The sequence below is a fragment of the Kaistella yonginensis genome, assembly GCF_030409525.1.
Taxonomy (GTDB): domain Bacteria; phylum Bacteroidota; class Bacteroidia; order Flavobacteriales; family Weeksellaceae; genus Kaistella; species Kaistella yonginensis.
The window spans coordinates 12625-30330 of record NZ_JAUFQB010000060.1; the positions used below are offsets into that span (position 1 = coordinate 12625).

Consider the following 17706-nt stretch of genomic DNA (forward strand, 5'->3'; position numbering starts at 1 on the left):
CGCCGCTGACCTACTATTTTAAGCTCTTATCATTCGTCAATTTGCGTCCTTCTTTAACCAGCTAGCAAACTGGATATTTTCTCAGGTGAACAAGATAAATTTAAATCACTTAATTTCTATTTTAGAACCACTTCCCCCAGAATATTTGAATAGTATACAAAAAGGAAGTTTTATACTTTACGAATGTATTTTCTGTTTCTGAAAATTAACAAAACGCCCGAAAGCATTCTAAATTTCCCTAAAAATCACTACTTTTGTGTTTCTTAAATTTTAAAATTAAAAAACAAATATAATGGCAGAAAAATCTAAAATCGTCTATACTCTGACCGATGAGGCGCCGATGTTGGCTACTCATTCTTTTTTACCTGTTGTACAAGCGTTTACCAAAATTGCAGATATCGAAATTGTACCTAAAGATATTTCACTAGCGGGAAGAATTTTGGCTAATTTCCCAGAGTATCTGAAAGAAGATCAAAAAGTAGAAGATGCTTTGTCAGAATTAGGTCAGTTGGCAACAACTCCAGATGCTAATATTATCAAACTTCCCAATATCTCAGCGTCTGTTCCACAATTAGATGAAGCGATTGCGGAATTACAGAAACATGGTTTCGCCTTGCCGAACTACCCTTCTGAACCGAAAAACACAGAGGAAGAAAACATTAAAAATAAATATGCTAAAGTTCTTGGCAGTGCTGTAAATCCAGTACTTAGGGAAGGAAACTCAGACCGTAGAGCACCTAAAGCAGTTAAAAATTATGCTAAGGCAAACCCTCACAGAATGGGCGATTGGTCTGCAGACTCTAAAACAGCGGTAGCGCATATGAAAAGTGGCGATTTTTATGGAACTGAAAAATCGGTTACAGTAGAAAATGCGGCGCAGTTTAAAATAGAATTCTTTGGGAATGATGGTTCTGTAAAAGAATTGAAAGGACTTTCACCATTAAAAGCCGGCGAAATTATCGACTCTTCAGTAATGAATTTGTCTGCTCTAAAAGGTTTTGTAGCCGATGCAATGGCAGAAGCTAAAGTAGCAAATGTTCTTCTTTCCGGCCATTTGAAAGCAACGATGATGAAAATTTCTGATCCCATTATATTTGGCGCCATCGTTGAAACCTATTTCAAAGATGTTTTCGCAAAATACAAGGACACTTTTAAGGAATTAGATATTAATCCGAACTTCGGATTGGCAACGCTTTTCGAAAAAATTTCTGGCCATTCAAAAGAAGCTGATATTAAAGCTGATATTGCAAAAACGATTGAAAACGGACCAAGAATCGCAATGGTAAATTCAGATAAGGGAATTACCAATTTCCATGTATCTTCCGATGTTATTGTTGATGCTTCTATGGCGGCTTTAATTAGAGGCGGCGGTAAAATGTGGAATGCCGACGGAAATGAAGAAGATACGGTGGCCATGATTCCAGACAGATGTTATGCAGGTTTCTACCAAGCAGCAATTGATGATATGAAGAAAAATGGCGCACTTGATCCAAGAACGATGGGTTCTGTTCCCAATGTTGGTTTAATGGCTCAGAAAGCGGAAGAATATGGCTCGCATGATAAAACGTTTCAGCTTAGTGCAGTCGGAACTGTAAAAGTTTCTGATGCTGATGGAAATGTATTTATGGAACAGCCAGTTCAAGTTGGCGACGTTTTCAGAATGTGCCAAGCGAAAGATGCACCAATTCAAGATTGGGTAAAACTGGCGGTAAACAGAGCGAGATTGTCTGATACACCCGCGGTTTTCTGGTTAGATAACCAAAGAGCGCACGACCGTGAAATGATCAAAAAAGTAGAGAAATACTTGAAAGATTACGACACCACTGGTCTTGATATTCGCATTATGAATATCGAAGATGCGATGACTTTCACTTTAGAAAGAATTAGAAAAGGTTTAGATACGATTTCTGTTTCTGGAAATGTGTTGAGAGATTATTTGACTGACCTCTTCCCTATCTTAGAATTAGGAACTTCAGCAAAAATGCTTTCTATTGTGCCGTTGATGAATGGTGGAGGATTATTCGAAACTGGCGCTGGAGGTTCTGCACCTAAACATATTGAACAATTTATCTCTGAAGGATATTTGCGTTGGGATTCTTTAGGAGAATTTATGGCGCTACAAGCAAGTTTGGAGCATTTAGCGCAGACTCAAAATAATGAGAAAGCCCAAATTTTAGCCGATGCTTTGGATGTTGCAAACGAAAATTTTTTAGCGAATGATAAATCACCAGCGAGAAAAATCGGGTCTATTGATAATAGAGGTTCGCATTACTATTTGGCGATGTACTGGGCACAGGCTTTAGCAGTGCAAACTAAAAATACCGAGATGGCTACTTTATTTTCTACAGTTGCTAAAGCAATGGAATCTAATGAAGCAAAAATTAATGAAGAGTTAATTGGGGCACAAGGAAAACCACAAGATATTGGCGGATATTATCAGCCAAATTATAGTAAAACCGATGCTGCAATGCGGCCTTCTACTACCTTGAATTCTATTATTGAAGCAATTTAAGAAGAGGTTTATCACCAAGTCTTTTTATTTGATCCATAAAACTCTCCTCAATTTGGGGAGTGTTTTCCTATTTAATATCAACATTTTACAATACAATTAATTTGATTACTTTTGTTTAAACTAAAAACTTATATCATGAAAAAATTAATGCTTGCGACTGCAGTTCTAATGCTTGTCGCGTGTTCCAAAGAAGAAAAAGTTAAAGAAGAAAAAACAGGTGGGCTTTCTGATCTAATTTCTACTGCAAAAAATTACAGTACGATTAACAATTCCCTTCAGGATGTGAACAAAAACATTGAAAACTTAAAAAATCTAATACCGCTCACCAATGAAGAATTAAAAGCGGTTTTACCTGAACAACTCTTGGGGTTAAAAAGAAAGGAACTTTCAGTTGGCGACAATGCAATGATGAATCTATCAACCGCTGAGGCCAAGTATGCAGATGAGGACAATAAACGCATTAAAGTGGAAATTGTTGATGGTGCGGGTGAAACTGGTAGTGCCATGGTTTCGATTATGGTGATGGGGCTGAACGTCAACAAAGAAAAAACCACCGAATCCGGTTTTGAAAAAAGCACTGAAATTAATGGCGTGAAATCTATTGTTTCAGAAAACAAATATGGGGACAACATCAAATCTAAAATTCAAACAGTTGTTAAAAACAGATATTTAGTAACCTTAGAAGGAGAAGGGTTTACATATGAAGAATTGAAAAACACTTTAGGAGAACTTAATAATTCTGCTTTAAAATAATTGATTGTATTTATTTTAATATAATAGCTTCCAGAGATTGTCTGGAAGCTATTATATTAAAAAGATTTTGCTGATTTTTAGCTTTATTTCAACGCTTTCAATAGCTGAGAAATTTGCGAAATATATTTCCCATAAAACCTTTTAAACCACCAATTTCCCAGTAAATATAGACTTAATAAAGTAAACACACAGACTCCTAAAAATGTAAAGATAAATTCGGCACCACCAATATTTTTCAGATTTGGCATAAATTCAAATATTAATAACATTTCACAAACTACAAATGGGACAAAAGAAATATAAAAGGACAGGTAATACTGTTCATTCAATTTGAATTGAAAACCCAAATCTTTCAAATTATCTTTGGTATTTAAATCTACAGTTGTTAAGTTTTTATACAAATTAAAAAACTTGAAAAAATAGAAGCTCGTAATGAGCATTTGTGCAGAAACCAAAGTTATTATATATACTTTAAACTTAAAAAAGTGCATGTCTTTGAGTATAAAAAATAAAATAATAAATAAAAAGAATACTGCGGTCGACCAAAACTCCATCCTCATATTTTTTCGTATTTTTTCCAGAGGTTGATGAATTTCCTTTTGTTTCTCCAAAGAAATCTCCGGCGTTTCAGATACATCTTCTTGAGTCCAAATATTTTTTAATTGATCCAGTTCCATAGTTTTGAATTTAAATAAGTTGTTTTAGCTTTTCCTTAGCACGATTAAGTTTCACTCGGGCATTGACTTCTGTAATTCCCATATTTTCTGCGATTTCCCTTCCCGAGTAGTCTTGTAAATAATAAAAAATAAGCGCTTTATCAATTTCATTTAATTGTTGAATCGCCTTATACATTTTTGCCAGTTTTTTTTCCTGATCATCATCATAATCATCAGCAACAAGTTCAAAATTTTCAACTTCATCATTTTTAATGAAACTTCGTCTCTTTTCAGACTTTAAGAATACGATTGCCGTGTTCAGTGCCACGCGATAAAGCCAAGTAGAAAACGCGCTGTTTCCCTCAAAACTTGAATAGGCTTTCCAAACCTGAAAAGTAATTTCTTGGAATAAATCTTTTTGGTCGTCGAAGTTATCCATATACATTTTAGAAATTTTGAAAATCACGCCTTTGTGTTTTTCTATTTTTTCTAAAAATTCTTGTTCTAATGAAGACATATTCCGATAATCTAAATAGTTAGTAGCTATTTGAAAAAGATGTTACAAAAAATTTCAATTTTAACCAAAATCAATCTTTTTTATCATGCATCTGCCAAAAATTGATCAGTGTAAAAGAATCGGAGCATTTTTTGTATATTTCTGACTTAATAAAATTTTAAAAATGAAAACCTTTAATTATATTCTGATGTTATTCTTTTTAGGCAGTTGTTCTGCTGCACAAAATTATCAACTCATTGAGGCCACGCATAGCACAAACCTTGGCGGCGTAAAAGGCGCTCGGTCAGAAAAGTTTGAAATTACCGTAAAAGAAAATCCTAAATTACTAATAAAACATTTGTTGATCGGTAACGTAAAAGTAGCATTGATCCAAAAGCGAACCTCTGGATTGATTACGTTATCAGGCCTTTATTTTCCCGAACAACACGAAATGGTTAGTGAAGCGGGGCAAATGGTTATTCCAGCAATTAAAAACAACCTTGATTTTAATAAAATTTATTTAGTTTCCGAGGATATACAAAGTAAAAAAGAAATTTTGCAGAAAATTAATTTTTCGGAAAAGTCAAAAAACACGCCTCTATCGCCCACAGAGGATGTCCCACAATAATTCGGAATCCAAACTGTAAAATAATCGTAAATAGTTCCCAGTATTTTTAAATATTTTTATTTTTTTAATAATATAATTTTATATTTGTTAACAAATTAAATAAACCTAATTATGAATCTCAAATTTATCTTTGGACTTGGTCTTACGGTAGCAGCAGGTTATCTGAATGCACAAGTAAGCGAAAGCAGTACGAAAGAGGATACCACAATTAACAAAAAGTATCTAAAGAACATTACAGAAATTATTGGAGCTTATCAAAAGAATATTGAGTATGCCAAAGCGCATAATCAAAAACCGCCAGATGAGTATTATTTACATGATTACATTGCCACCATGGATCCAGAAACGGGTACCGTGAACAATCAAAATTATGTACACCTTGAAAGTGAAGTTCAGGCTGGGAAATATAATCCGACCAAACCTTTAAAAATATTCAGTGGTTCAGAAACAAGTGGTGAAGCAAAAGCAATTACCAACCAATGGAAAGAACGCGGTCCATACGAAATTGGTGGGCGGGTACGCGCCATTATGTTTGATCCTAATGATCCAACTGGTAAGAAAGTTTGGGCAGGTGGAGTTTCAGGTGGATTGTGGTATAATAATGATATTACCAATGCTAATCAGGAATGGACTCTTGTTGATGGATTTTGGTCGAACACCACCATTGCTTGCATCGCGGTGGATCCTAACAATTCGCAGATTTTCTATGTAGGAACAGGTGAAGTAGAAACTGGTGACTTTAGTGGTCTTGGAATCTGGAAAACCCTTGATGGCGGAAGTACTTGGCAGCAAATCTTCGCAATAGAAAGTGGATATTCTGGAAATGTGAAGAGAGGAATGCACAATATTCCAAGTATAAAAGTTGTAAACAACAACGGAGTTTCTGAAGTTTACGCTGGTGTTGCAGGATCATACTTTGGTGATGCTGCTACCTTTGCAGGACTCTATGAAGCAGGACTTTATAAATCGACCGATGGCGTCAACTTTACCCTACTCCCAAGTTTAATGGCTACTACAACCCGAGGCTATGACATACAAGATATTGAAGTAGGTGCAGATAATTCGATTTGGGTAGCAACCAGAGGAAGTCGTTTTGGCGGATCAACCTCCGGTGGGAAAATATTTAAATCAACAGATTTCGGAGCAAACTTTACCAATGTTTATGATGTAGGAAATACCGCCGCCAGAGTAATGGTGGAGGTTTCTGAAACCAATCCATTGAAAGCATATGCATTAATGCAAGGAGTAAGTAGCAGTACAGAACCTGTTCGTATCGCAAAAACAATTGATGGTGGTGCAACGTGGATTTCTACCAATGTGGCAGCTTCAGGAATTACCTTGCCAAACCCAATCGATACCGGCCAACCTGATAATGATTTTACAAGAGGACAAGCTTTTTATGATTTAGTAATCGAAGTAGATCCCACCAACGATGAGCATGTTTATGTGGGTGGTGTTGACTCTTATAAAAGTACCGATGGTGGTGCAAACTGGACTCAATACACAAAGTGGTCAAATAATAATGTGATGGGATCCACAAATATTTCACGCGTACATGCCGATCAGCATGCGCTAGCCTTCAATCCTAAAAATCCTAATCAGTTTATAATGGCTAATGATGGCGGAATGTTTTTTGCAGCCGACAAAAATAATCTTGCCAGTTCTACAGCCGTTGGTATTCGCAATAAAAAATTAAATATTACCCAATTTTATCACGGTACGCTTAATCCTACCGCTACTTTTGCAAATGAAGAAATGATTCTTGGTGCCCAAGATAATGGTACCCAGCAACTATCAGGTGCAGCCTTAGCCAGTGGATTTTATAATGGTGGCGAAGTTTATGGTGGAGATGGAGCCTATACCGCCTACGATGATCAAGATAAATATTTAATTGCATCTTACGTTTATAACTTCCATTACCTCTTTAATGATCAAGGGCGTTACGCACTAATAAGTAACTCGACGCAACAAAACACCGGACAATTCATTAATCCTCTTGTTGTTGATAGAAACTTGGATATTGCCTACACGAATGCAAACGCAAATAACACCACTACCGTTAAATTAAATCGAGTTGATGGTTTAGCAAAATTACCTTTTGCACCAGTAAGAACACAACTTACCATTGCAACCGTTACTGCCGGTGAAAATATTTCAAGATTATTTGTTTCACCGTATACTACAACAAGTACGACCTTATATATCGGACTTACATCTGGGAAATTGTATAAAGTAACTAATACAGACACCGTGCCTGTTCCTTCGCTTTTAAGCTATAATTTCGGTGGTAATATTTCTGATATTAAATTAGGAGCCTCTGAAAGTGAAATGATGGTTACCGTTTCAAATTTCAACAAAACAAGCGTCTTTTATTCAACAGATGCTGGACTTACTTGGAATTCAAAGGAAGGAAACCTGCCAGATATTCCTGTTAAAGCAATCTTCATGAATCCAGAAGATAACAATGAAGTTATTTTAGGAACCTATTATGGGGTTTGGGGAACAGCAGATTTCCAGGCAACCAATCCAACTTGGGCGTTATATTCAAACGGTTTAGGTAAGTTTAAAGTTAACCATTTTGACTACAGACCATCAGATAAAACCATTTTAGCGGTAACTTACGGAAGAGGAGCTTTCACTACAAATATTGTTTCTGGTGGCTTATCAACGCAAAATACGCAACATAATTTATTGAGTACCCAAGTTTACCCTAATCCTACTAGAGGACCATTAAATATTAAATTTAATTCTAAAAACGGGTCTACAGTGAACATCGAATTATTTGATGCCTCGGGAAAATTGGTACTTGCCAAGAAAAATGTAAAATCTGACGAAGAATTTAATATTGAAAGTTTGCCAAAAGGGATGTATGTCTTGAAAGCAATGCAAAATGGAAAAATGGTTTATTCATCTGTAGTTTCCAGAAAATAAGTCACTTTTAAATTACTAATAAAGGTAAGGGTAATCCTTACCTTTTTCTGTTTAAAAATTAAAAATTTTAATGAAAAAACGTTATATACTTGCGATTTCACTCCTAACCATCAGTTTAGTTCGCGCGCAAGAGAAGGAAAAAAATATAGAAGAAGTAGCAATTCATGCCCGTGTAAAAGTCTCCAAAGAGCGGGAAGAATTTAAAAGACATGCCCAGTCCACTGAAATTATTTCTGCCTATGAAATCAACAGAAATAATCCCGCATTTATTGAGCAAAGTCTCAACACGATGGCAGGAGTACAGGTTGAAAAAAGAACGCAACTCGGTGGCCAAAGAATTATTCTGCGCGGTTATGGGAACGATCAAAAATTCAACAATTGGGGCATCAAAATGTATCTCAATAACATTCCGCTCACGGGCGCTGATGGGGTCACTGTTTTAGATGATCTTAATTTTGGTCTCATCAATCATATCGAAGTAATCAAAGGTCCTGCCGCGACTTTATATGGCGGTGGTTCGGGCGGTGCGGTTCGCTTGTATATCAGACCGGAAACCAAAAAAGGAACTTCGGTGAATGAACAATTTGTAACGGGATCTTTTGGATTGTTTCAATCTTCAACTTCACTAACAAATACGGGTGAGAATCATTCAATCACCGCAGATTATAGCCATATTGGTAGTGATGGTTACCGACCACATGGAAAAAGCATTAAGAATTTTTATACCCTTAATGGAGAATTTAAAGTCAATAAAAATCAGAAAATTACGATCTTGGCTTCACACGGAAATTCCCTTGAGCAGGTTTCCGGTCAGATTTCTTATGATGATTATTATAACGGAATTGATAATGGAAACTTTTCCTACATTAGAAGAGGAGCAAAAACAAAATTTGTGACTTCTCGGGTTGGGGTTGGCCATATCTGGGACATTAACAATAATTTTAAGAACAGTACAACCGTATTTTACAGCGGAACTGCCAGCGATAGAATTGCAGCAGGTGCCTCTGAAACCTATTCAGCACCTAACTATGGATTTAGATCGGTATTTAATTTTACGAAAGATTGGGCTAGTTTTAAAAGTCAAACAGAATTTGGATTAGAAATCCAACAATCCCGTTCTTTAATCTCTAACTACCGTTTTAAAAATGTTGCAATTACGGAAGCTCCCGTGTTAAGACCAATCTATGAAGGTTCTTATTTTAAATATCTCAATAACCAATCAAATTATTTTGTGGTCGAAAAAGTAACCTATAAACCTTGGGATCTACTGTTTTTAGCCGGCATTAGTTTAAATCAGATCAGCTATACAAGAGATGATTTGTTTGCGCTTCCAGGTTTATTTGTTGTCAATGGAAAAGACCTTTATAATAAAAATCTTTCCTTTGAAAAGAAATTCAATTTGGTCGCAACTCCTCATTTTGCACTCCAAAAAACATGGGAAGATCAAATTTTCAACCTTAGTTATAGCGAAGGATATAATGCGCCAACATCTGCAACTTCTTTTATATCAGGTTTAAATCAAACCAATAACAATTTGATTGCCGAGAAAGCGAAAATGTGGGATCTCAGTATTCAGGGCTTGCTTGCAGACACTTCGATTGATTACCAATTTTCGGTTTTCAGCATTTGCATCAAAGATAAATTAAGTCAATTGCGAGGCACCCTTAATAATCCAGAAAAAACACCGTACTCCTATTGGGCAAATACCGGAAATCAGGAAAACAAAGGTTTAGAAATGAGCGTTGGTTATGTTTACCGACTGAAGGATTCTTTTCTATCCAAGATTCAGCCTTTTGTAAGCTATACCCATAATAATTTTAAATATTCAAAATTCAGTACCTATTTACAGGAAGCTGGTCAACCGGCAGCCATCATGAATTATGATGATAAAAATGTGGTGGGTGTTCCGAAAAACAAATTATCCATAGGCGTAGATTTCGACACGAAAACCGGTATCTACTGGCAAAATACTTATAATTATATGGGAAGTGTGTATACCGATTTTGCCAATAAAAATGAGGTAAAAAGTTTTGGTTTATTGAACTCAAAACTTGGCTATAAACAGCGTTTTAATAAAGTAGATGTTGATGTTTTCCTGGCTGGAAATAATCTAACCAATCAAATAAATTATACTTTCCTATTTTACGGCAACAGTATTAATGATAGCGACAAGGACAATCAATATTTAGATCCCACTGTTTTCACCGATGTAAATCCTGGCCCAAATAAAGCCTATTTTTTCACCGGCTTTAATGTAAAATATAATTTTTAAACAATTTTAACCTACCTAAAAACCCTTTCTGCATCAAAGCAAAAAGGGTTTTTTATTTGTAAATTTCTTTAAGGTACGCTTAAGGGGAAATTAAATCATTTTCAAGGTATTCACTTCCAAATCGGTAAGGATTCTCCAGTGTCCACGTTTGATATTTTTCTTGGTTAAACCTGCGAACAAGACCCGATCAAGTAACTCTACCTCATATCCTAATTTTTGGAAAATACGGCGCACTACCCTATTCCAACCAATACTGAGTTCAATTCCGATTTCATTTTTTGGTTTTCCTTCGATATAAGAAATACTGTCGACTTCAGCAATCCCTTCTTCCAAGCGAATCCCCTCTTGGATCATGTTTAAATCGGCTCGGTCTAATTTGCGATCTAATGTTACATGATAGATTTTTTTCATAGTAAAAGATGGGTGCGTTAGTTTTTTCGTCATGTGCCCATCATTGGTCAAGAGAATTACGCCTGTAGTTGAGCGGTCTAATCTTCCAACTGGAAATAATCGGTATGGTGAGGCATTTGCGACAAGATCCAAAACTGTTTTTCTGGCTTTGTCATCTTTCGTAGTAGAAATATATCCTTTGGGTTTATTCAGCAAGACGTATACGGGTTTCTCTGGCGTAATTCCTTGTCCATCGAAAACCACTCGATCGGTTTTCTGAACTTGGTAACCCATTTCTGTAACAGGTTTCCCGTTTACTTCTACCAAGCCTTGGGTAATTAATTCATCAGCTTCTCTACGCGAACAAATTCCGGAGTTCGCGATGTATTTATTCAAACGGATTGATTCTTTTGGTGTTTCTTTGGCGAGCTTATCAAACCTTCTTTTTTGTACAAAAGATCGGGTTTTTGCAGCTTCATCAACCGGTACAAAAGGTTTTTTGTAGGGTTTTTTCACCCCCGATTTGGTTGGGCTTTTATCAAAAGATTTACCAATTCTTTTTCCCATTTTCCGGGAAGCTGGTTTGTCGAAAGTTTTCTCGTAAGATTTGGCTTCTGCCTGAGACATTAGTCTCGGTTCTCTTGGAGCTTTCGGTTCTTTTGCTGCCTTTTTTTCCTCTGATTTTTCATCACGTGGACGAGCAGATTTCGTTGCCCGTGGCTTTGGGGAACTTCCTGAATTAGAAATTTTGCTTATGCGTGGCTTCTTGTTACCATTACTGTCTCTGCTCATGTTCTGAAAAATTTATCTGCAAAGATAAGCTATTTTTTATTTGTTTAAATGTGGCTTTGCCTTAAGATGAGTGATAAAATGGTCAATCTTAACAAAAATTAATATTCGAAATTTGAATATCTGCTTTGTGGCGATTTACATAAAAATCTATTTGCTAGAAATAATAATGCTGTTGAATACCATTTGCCAACATCGAAATGATGCCGATAAAAATCCAGATTCTAAGCATATTCAAATTGGCAAACTTAGAATATTTGGTTTTATTGAGTACTAAAAACACCGATATAATTTGAATAAAAATACTTGCGGCAAAATAATAACTCATAATACTTGTGAGACCCATTTTCAAAATAATTAAACCAGAAGAGATCTGTGCCAGGATTAATAAAATCACAATTACCGTGCGGGAAGCTGTTGAACTAAAATAATTTGGAATGGTATCGTATCCAAAAACCTTGTCTGCATTTTTCGTTAAGGTATCTTTGATTACGTCAATAATCAAAAGCATTAAGAAAATAAAAAAAGACATTAAAAAAATCTGAAGAGAGAATGTTTTATAGTAAAACAACATTCCAAAAAAGGGATAAAGTGATAAACTAACAAAAGTTAAATTATTAATTATCAATAATTTACTTAATTTATGACTGTAAAACCACATTAAAAATTGATAGGCCAAAAAGAAAAAGAACACCCGCATCGATATCAACCCCGCTATACCAAGAGAGAACACGTTCAAAAAAATATAAGCGTATAGAAAATACTTTTGTTTAAGGAAATTCTGAACTCGTGTACGAAACGGTTTGGTGAGCTGATCTTTTTCGCGATCATAAAACTGATTGATGATTCCACCAGCCAGAATACTTAAAATAGAACAAAAAATAATCCCGTGAACTTTAAAATCGAAAACAAAATTTCTTAAACTTTCTTCTTGATTAAAAAGAAAAAAAGTAGAAACGTATAAAGCAAAAGTAAGTAATAATGTAACGAATACCCGAGCGCCCATTAAGAAGGCAATAAACTGTGAAAACCGATAAAACAAAGGATTTTTCATAGAGCGTAAAGTCACAAACTGCTGAATTAAAATAAATTTCGATGGGTGGTTTCAGACTTTAAAAAACGACTTAGAACCTATAAATAACTTCTTTATGGAAGCCTTCAAGCATTTTTTCTGCTTTCGAATAATCTTTGGTAAATCCAAGGATATAACCACCGCCTCCGCTTCCGCAGAGTTTTAGGTAATAAGCATTGGTATCTAAACCTTTTTTCCAAACCTTGTAAATACTTTCAGGAATCATGGGTTTGAAATGTTCGTACGCCCAGACCGATAGACTTTTTAGATTTCTAAATAAAGGAGTCATTTCTTTTTTCAAAAAAGCATCGATACAAGCGTTGTTATAACGAATAAATTCTTCTTTCATCGTCTTACGGAATCCTTCTGTTTTCATTTTTTCAAAAAAGATCTGAACCATCGGTCCGGTTTCTCCAGTCATCCCAGAATCGATCAAGAAAATTGCGCCTTTACCTTCGTGGCTGGCTGGAATTGAAACTTTGTCCACACTTTCTTTGCTTTCGATGAGGATGGGAAGATTCATATAACAGATCAGTGGATCAATGCCGGAACTTTTTCCATGAAAATAACTTTCCATTTGCCCGAAAATTGTGCGAAGATTCATAAGTTCATCTTTTGAGACTTGTTCTGGCTCATAACTATTTAAGGAATATTTTTCAAAAATAGCCGCTACCAAAGCTCCAGAACTACCAACACCATATCCTTGCGGAATATTAGAGTCGAAGAATAAACCTTTTTTAATGTCTTTTTTAAACTTAGAAATATTGAGTCGGAAACTTTCAGGAAGTTGTAAATTTTTTAAATAGTCGGAATATTTCAACAGAGAATTATTCGATTCTTTTTCAAAATCACTTTCTAAAGCTGAGAATTTCAAGGTTCCTTTGTAAAAACTATAAGGCAAAGTAAGTCCTTGCGAATCTTCGATAATACCGTATTCGCCGAACAATAGGATTTTTGCGTAAAATAGTGGATTTGTCATTTATAATTTAAACCATTGATTTTCAATTGCAAATTTAACACTTTTTAATTAAAAATCATTGATAACTTAACAATTTCTACGCCAAAAAGCAAGTTAGCCATGATTACTTAAGCATCTTTACTTTTATATACTTTCAATTTTAAGAAACGAATCAAAACCAAGCCTACAAAGAAAAACGCCGACATTGATAACGCGGAATATCTCATATTGTGATACTTCTCTATCATGGTGGCAAAAATGAAGGTTCCGATGATGATCGCTATTTTTTCCAACACATCGTAAAAACTAAAAAACGTGGTATTATCCATGCTGTTTTCTGGCAATAATTTGGAATAAGTAGAACGGGACATTGCCTGTAAACCACCCATAACCAAGCCGATGATTCCTGCAATTACATAGAATTGATATTCTACATTCGGGTTTTCTTTATTGAGAAAATAGGCCGATAAACAGGCGACAATCCACAAAATAATGGCAATGGAAATCACATTTTTATTCCCTATTTTCCGTGATAATCTGGAGAAAAGAACCGCCCCGATGATGGCTTCGATTTGAATCAAAAGTAGGGTCATGATCAGTTTATCCTGTTCCAGATTGATTTCGCTTTTACCAAAAAGCGTTGCCATTAAGAAAATCGTTTGCATTCCCACACTGTAAAAGAAAAAACTCGATAAAAAGAATTTTAAATTACGGTCTTTAAATAAGACTTTACCTACTTTAAATAATTCGCGGAAACTTTGTTTTGCAATATCGATATAAAAATGCACATTGTCTTTCAACACTTCCCAAACACCGCCCTGCTCCTCATGTTTCTTGAAAATATTTTTATAATTCAACAGTACCAAATCCTTTGGTAAAGATTCTTTAATATTTCCAAACTGCGGTAAATGCTTGAACGTATACTGCGCAAAGCCAAACCACCAAGCCCCAGTAAGCAAGAAGGAAATTCGGGTATACATTTTTGCCTGCTCAGCATCTTTCGCAAAAACCTGAATTAAAACCAAGCAGATAATCACCAAAACAACAGAGCCCAAATAACCATAAACATAACCTTTTGCAGAGAGCGCATCTTGTTTATCGGGCGTTGCAATATCTGGTAAGAATGAATTATAAAAAACCAAACTTCCCCAGAATCCTACACTCGCTGTTATACTGAATAGCAAACCTAAAAATACGTTCTGCATGCCGGTAAACATTGCCAAACCCATACAAGAGGTCGCTCCTAAGTAACAGAAGAATTGCAAAAACGATTTCTTATTTCCAATGGTATCGGCTAATGAAGATAAAAACGGGGAGATTAAAACCACGATTAAAAATGAAATCGTGAGTGAATATCCATAGATTGCATCGGGTTGATATTCTTTACCAAAGACTGTAATCATATGCCGAACTGGCACCTTGATGTACTGGCCGGTTTCTTTTACAAATTCGGTTTTTTCTGACGCCGTGGTAAGAATCGAATAATAGATCGGAAAAATGGTCGATGTGATGACGAGGGAATAAACGGAATTCGCCCAATCATACAAAGCCCAGGCTTTCATAATCTTTGGATTATTCTTGATATTTGGAGTAGATAGAGATTCGTTTTCCGACATATTCTAAGTAATTAATGGAACAAAAATAACAAAACCATTAAGAATCTAATGAAAAAATCAGTAGTTATTCTTAATGGATTGATTTAAAGGCTTTTAAATATTTTATAGATTTTCGATAATAATTGCCGAAGCACCACCGCCACCGTTGCAAATGGCTGCTGCACCATATTTACCGTTGTTTTGCTTTAAGATATTAATTAAAGAAACGATAATTCTAGAGCCCGAACTACCAAGTGGGTGTCCTAAAGAAACCGCACCACCATTCACATTTACTTTGGAACTATCCAATCCTAAAATTTTATTATTTGCCAAACCTACCACAGAAAAGGCTTCATTAAATTCAAAAAAATCAATGTCTGAAATTTCTAAATTGGCTTTCTTCAAAGCGATTGGTAATGCTTTGGAAGGTGCTGTTGTAAACCATTCTGGCTCATGAGCTGCATCGGCATAAGCAACGATTTTTGCTAAAGGTTTCAACCCTAAAGCCTCCATTTTTTCTTTCGATATCAACACCAAAGCAGAAGCTCCATCGTTTAAAGTTGAAGCATTCGCGGCAGTCACCGTTCCATTTTCTTTCTGGAAAACGGTTGCCAATGTTCCGATTCTGTCGAAGTTTACTGCTTTGTATTCTTCATCTTCTGAAAAAATAATCGGATCTCCCTTTCTTTGTGGAATTTCAACGGAAACAACTTCCTCTTTGAATTTACCTTCGCTCCAGGCTTTTGCCGAACGCTTGTAAGATTCAATGGCAAAATTATCCTGATCTTCTCTGGTCAAACCATATTCAGCGGCACATTTTTCTGCACAAACGCCCATGTGAACTTTTCCGTAAACATCGGTTAAACCATCGAGCACCATTCCGTCCTGCATTTTTACGTCGCCTAATTTGGTTGCGTTTCTGGCGTTAAAATAATGTGGAACTGAAGACATATTCTCCATTCCACCAGCCACAATCACGTCCTGATCCCCTGCTTTGATTGATTGCGCTGCCATCATTACTGCTTTCATCCCGGAGGCACACACTTTATTAATAGTGGTGGCGGTGGTTTCATTTGATAAACCCGCGCCTATGGCTGCCTGACGTGCGGGAGCTTGTCCCTCGCCTGCTTGCAACACATTTCCCATATACACTTCCTGAACGTGTTTTGGATCCAAATTTATTTTGTCTAATGCACCTTTTATTGCAGTTGAACCTAATTTTGTGGCTGGAACTGCAGCTAAACTTCCTAAAAAACTTCCCATGGGAGTTCTTACTGCTGATACGATGAATACTTCTTTCATTATGTAGAATTTATATTTATTTTAAGTAGGCCAAATTACAAAAAAAAACACACTTTATAAAAGTGCGTTTTGCTATGAATAAAATTAATGTGTTAAATCGGCGACTACTTCTGGATCGTGTTTGTGCTTAAACATAAATGCAAATAATATCGTAATAATCAGCGCATAAGCTGCAAAACTCAGCCATATTTCATGCCACATTTTATCACCATTTTCAAGCGTAAAATATTTTTGAATCATCCAACCACTCGCTAAACTACCAATAATTGCACCTACCCCATTGGTCATCATCATAAATAACCCTTGGGCAGAAGACCGAATTTTATAATCGGTTGTCGTTTCAACAAATAATGATCCTGAAATGTTAAAGAAGTCAAAAGCCATCCCATAAACTACACATGAAAGAATAATTAACCCTAATCCAGCACCTTGCGGACCGCCGTAAGCGAAAAATGCAAAACGCAAGACCCAAGCAAACATCGAGAGCAGCATCACGTTTTTAATTCCGTATTTCTTTAGAAAGAAAGGAATGGCCAAAATAAACAACGTTTCTGAAATTTGGGAGATCGACATAATTAAAGTCGACCTTTTCACCACGAAACTATCTGCATATTCGGGGATTTTACCGAAGTCTGAAAGGAAAGTATCACCATACATATTTGTTAGTTGTAAAGCAGCTCCTAGAAACATAGAGAACAAAAAGAACAATGCCATTTTATAATCTTTGAATAGTGAAAAAGCATTAAATCCTAATTTTTCTGACCACGTCGCATTTTCGGAAATGAGATTTTGTGGCGGACATTTCGGCAATGTAAAGGCATAAACTCCGAGAATTATTGCGAAAGTAGCCGCGATATAAAACTGATTTCCAGAATCTTTATTCCCCGTAAGATTGGTAATCCACATGGCCGCAATAAATCCTATTGTTCCCCAGACCCTAATCGGCGGGAAGACTTTAACAACATCGTAATTATTATTTTTCAGAATATAATACGCAATGGAGTTTGATAAAGAAATTGTTGGCATATAGAACATCATTGCGATGAGCATGATCCAAAAGAAATTTTGCGGGGTAGAAATTGAAGGCAAAAAGAATAAAGTAATTCCATAGAGTATATGCAAAATACCAAAAAGTTTTTCTGCATTCATCCATCGGTCAGCGATAATACCAGTAAGGGCAGGCATGATGATGGAAGCGATTCCTAGCGTTGCGAATACTTTTCCGAATTCTTCACCACTCCAATGTTTGGTGCCGAACCAGTAAACTCCAATGGTAATTAACCAAGCTCCCCAAACAAAAAATTGAAGGAATGACAGTATGGTAAGTCGTAATTTTAAATTCATAATTCTTT

At 35.9% G+C, this 17706-nt stretch carries 13 protein-coding genes; 5 read left to right on the plus strand and 8 right to left on the minus strand.

The features are described from left to right. Positions 1-292 precede the first annotated feature (292 nt). Both QWY78_RS12735 and QWY78_RS12740 read left to right on the plus strand, forming a co-directional pair. Entirely contained in the window at positions 293-2512 is a 2220-nt protein-coding gene (locus QWY78_RS12735; RefSeq protein WP_290220412.1) for an NADP-dependent isocitrate dehydrogenase, read from the plus strand. Between the two features lie 135 nt (positions 2513-2647). Beyond that, complete coding sequence (locus QWY78_RS12740) at positions 2648-3265, plus strand: hypothetical protein (protein WP_290220414.1); 618 nt, start codon at positions 2648-2650, stop codon at positions 3263-3265. Positions 3266-3348: 83 nt separating this feature from the next. Here the strand turns inward: QWY78_RS12740 and QWY78_RS12745 are convergent, their stop codons facing one another. Together QWY78_RS12745 and QWY78_RS12750 are read right to left on the minus strand one after the other, a co-directional pair. Further along, positions 3349-3942, minus strand: a complete 594-nt coding sequence (locus tag QWY78_RS12745; protein WP_290220417.1) for a hypothetical protein — start codon at positions 3940-3942, stop codon at positions 3349-3351. A gap of 10 nt (positions 3943-3952) precedes the next feature. After that, positions 3953-4438: an RNA polymerase sigma factor gene (locus tag QWY78_RS12750; protein ID WP_290220419.1), complete on the minus strand. Its 486-nt coding sequence runs from the start codon at positions 4436-4438 to the stop codon at positions 3953-3955. 163 nt (positions 4439-4601) lie between these two features. Here QWY78_RS12750 and QWY78_RS12755 point away from each other — a divergent pair, with 163 nt between their 5' ends. The 3 genes from QWY78_RS12755 to QWY78_RS12765 all read left to right on the plus strand — a co-directional run bounded on the left by QWY78_RS12755 (position 4602) and on the right by QWY78_RS12765 (position 10248). After that, on the plus strand, positions 4602-5045 hold the full coding sequence (locus tag QWY78_RS12755; protein WP_290220421.1) for a hypothetical protein: 444 nt from the start codon (positions 4602-4604) through the stop codon (positions 5043-5045). Between the two features lie 111 nt (positions 5046-5156). Then, positions 5157-7976 (plus strand): T9SS type A sorting domain-containing protein, encoded by a 2820-nt coding sequence (locus QWY78_RS12760; protein ID WP_290220424.1) that lies wholly within the window; start codon positions 5157-5159, stop codon positions 7974-7976. A gap of 70 nt (positions 7977-8046) precedes the next feature. Next, positions 8047-10248, plus strand: a complete 2202-nt coding sequence (locus QWY78_RS12765) for a TonB-dependent receptor (protein ID WP_290220426.1) — start codon at positions 8047-8049, stop codon at positions 10246-10248. 90 nt (positions 10249-10338) lie between these two features. Here QWY78_RS12765 and QWY78_RS12770 read toward each other — a convergent pair whose 3' ends face one another. The 6 genes from QWY78_RS12770 to QWY78_RS12795 all read right to left on the minus strand — a co-directional run bounded on the left by QWY78_RS12770 (position 10339) and on the right by QWY78_RS12795 (position 17698). After that, a complete protein-coding gene (locus tag QWY78_RS12770) occupies positions 10339-11430 on the minus strand; it encodes a pseudouridine synthase (RefSeq protein WP_290220427.1) in 1092 nt (363 codons plus the stop codon). A gap of 154 nt (positions 11431-11584) precedes the next feature. Then, complete coding sequence (locus tag QWY78_RS12775) at positions 11585-12481, minus strand: UbiA family prenyltransferase (protein ID WP_290220548.1); 897 nt, start codon at positions 12479-12481, stop codon at positions 11585-11587. A 70-nt stretch (positions 12482-12551) separates the two neighbouring features. Then, a complete protein-coding gene (locus QWY78_RS12780; RefSeq protein ID WP_290220429.1) occupies positions 12552-13478 on the minus strand; it encodes a mevalonate kinase family protein in 927 nt (308 codons plus the stop codon). A gap of 107 nt (positions 13479-13585) precedes the next feature. After that, positions 13586-15073 (minus strand): MFS transporter, encoded by a 1488-nt coding sequence (locus tag QWY78_RS12785; RefSeq protein WP_290220431.1) that lies wholly within the window; start codon positions 15071-15073, stop codon positions 13586-13588. A gap of 102 nt (positions 15074-15175) precedes the next feature. Further along, positions 15176-16354 carry an acetyl-CoA C-acyltransferase gene (locus QWY78_RS12790; RefSeq protein WP_290220432.1) on the minus strand — a complete coding sequence of 393 codons (1179 nt, stop codon included), beginning with the start codon at positions 16352-16354 and terminating at the stop codon, positions 15176-15178. A gap of 84 nt (positions 16355-16438) precedes the next feature. After that, positions 16439-17698 carry a nucleoside permease gene (locus QWY78_RS12795; RefSeq protein WP_290220433.1) on the minus strand — a complete coding sequence of 420 codons (1260 nt, stop codon included), beginning with the start codon at positions 17696-17698 and terminating at the stop codon, positions 16439-16441. Positions 17699-17706 lie beyond the last annotated feature (8 nt).

Coding starts and splice junctions, on each gene's coding strand:
- QWY78_RS12735 (WP_290220412.1), top strand. CDS start 293: ATGGCAGAAAAATCTAAAATCGTCTATACTCTGACCGATGAGGCGCCG.
- QWY78_RS12740 (WP_290220414.1), top strand. CDS start 2,648: ATGAAAAAATTAATGCTTGCGACTGCAGTTCTAATGCTTGTCGCGTGT.
- QWY78_RS12745 (WP_290220417.1), bottom strand. CDS start 3,942: ATGGAACTGGATCAATTAAAAAATATTTGGACTCAAGAAGATGTATCT.
- QWY78_RS12750 (WP_290220419.1), bottom strand. CDS start 4,438: ATGTCTTCATTAGAACAAGAATTTTTAGAAAAAATAGAAAAACACAAA.
- QWY78_RS12755 (WP_290220421.1), top strand. CDS start 4,602: ATGAAAACCTTTAATTATATTCTGATGTTATTCTTTTTAGGCAGTTGT.
- QWY78_RS12760 (WP_290220424.1), top strand. CDS start 5,157: ATGAATCTCAAATTTATCTTTGGACTTGGTCTTACGGTAGCAGCAGGT.
- QWY78_RS12765 (WP_290220426.1), top strand. CDS start 8,047: ATGAAAAAACGTTATATACTTGCGATTTCACTCCTAACCATCAGTTTA.
- QWY78_RS12770 (WP_290220427.1), bottom strand. CDS start 11,430: ATGAGCAGAGACAGTAATGGTAACAAGAAGCCACGCATAAGCAAAATT.
- QWY78_RS12775 (WP_290220548.1), bottom strand. CDS start 12,481: ATGAAAAATCCTTTGTTTTATCGGTTTTCACAGTTTATTGCCTTCTTA.
- QWY78_RS12780 (WP_290220429.1), bottom strand. CDS start 13,478: ATGACAAATCCACTATTTTACGCAAAAATCCTATTGTTCGGCGAATAC.
- QWY78_RS12785 (WP_290220431.1), bottom strand. CDS start 15,073: ATGTCGGAAAACGAATCTCTATCTACTCCAAATATCAAGAATAATCCA.
- QWY78_RS12790 (WP_290220432.1), bottom strand. CDS start 16,354: ATGAAAGAAGTATTCATCGTATCAGCAGTAAGAACTCCCATGGGAAGT.
- QWY78_RS12795 (WP_290220433.1), bottom strand. CDS start 17,698: ATGAATTTAAAATTACGACTTACCATACTGTCATTCCTTCAATTTTTT.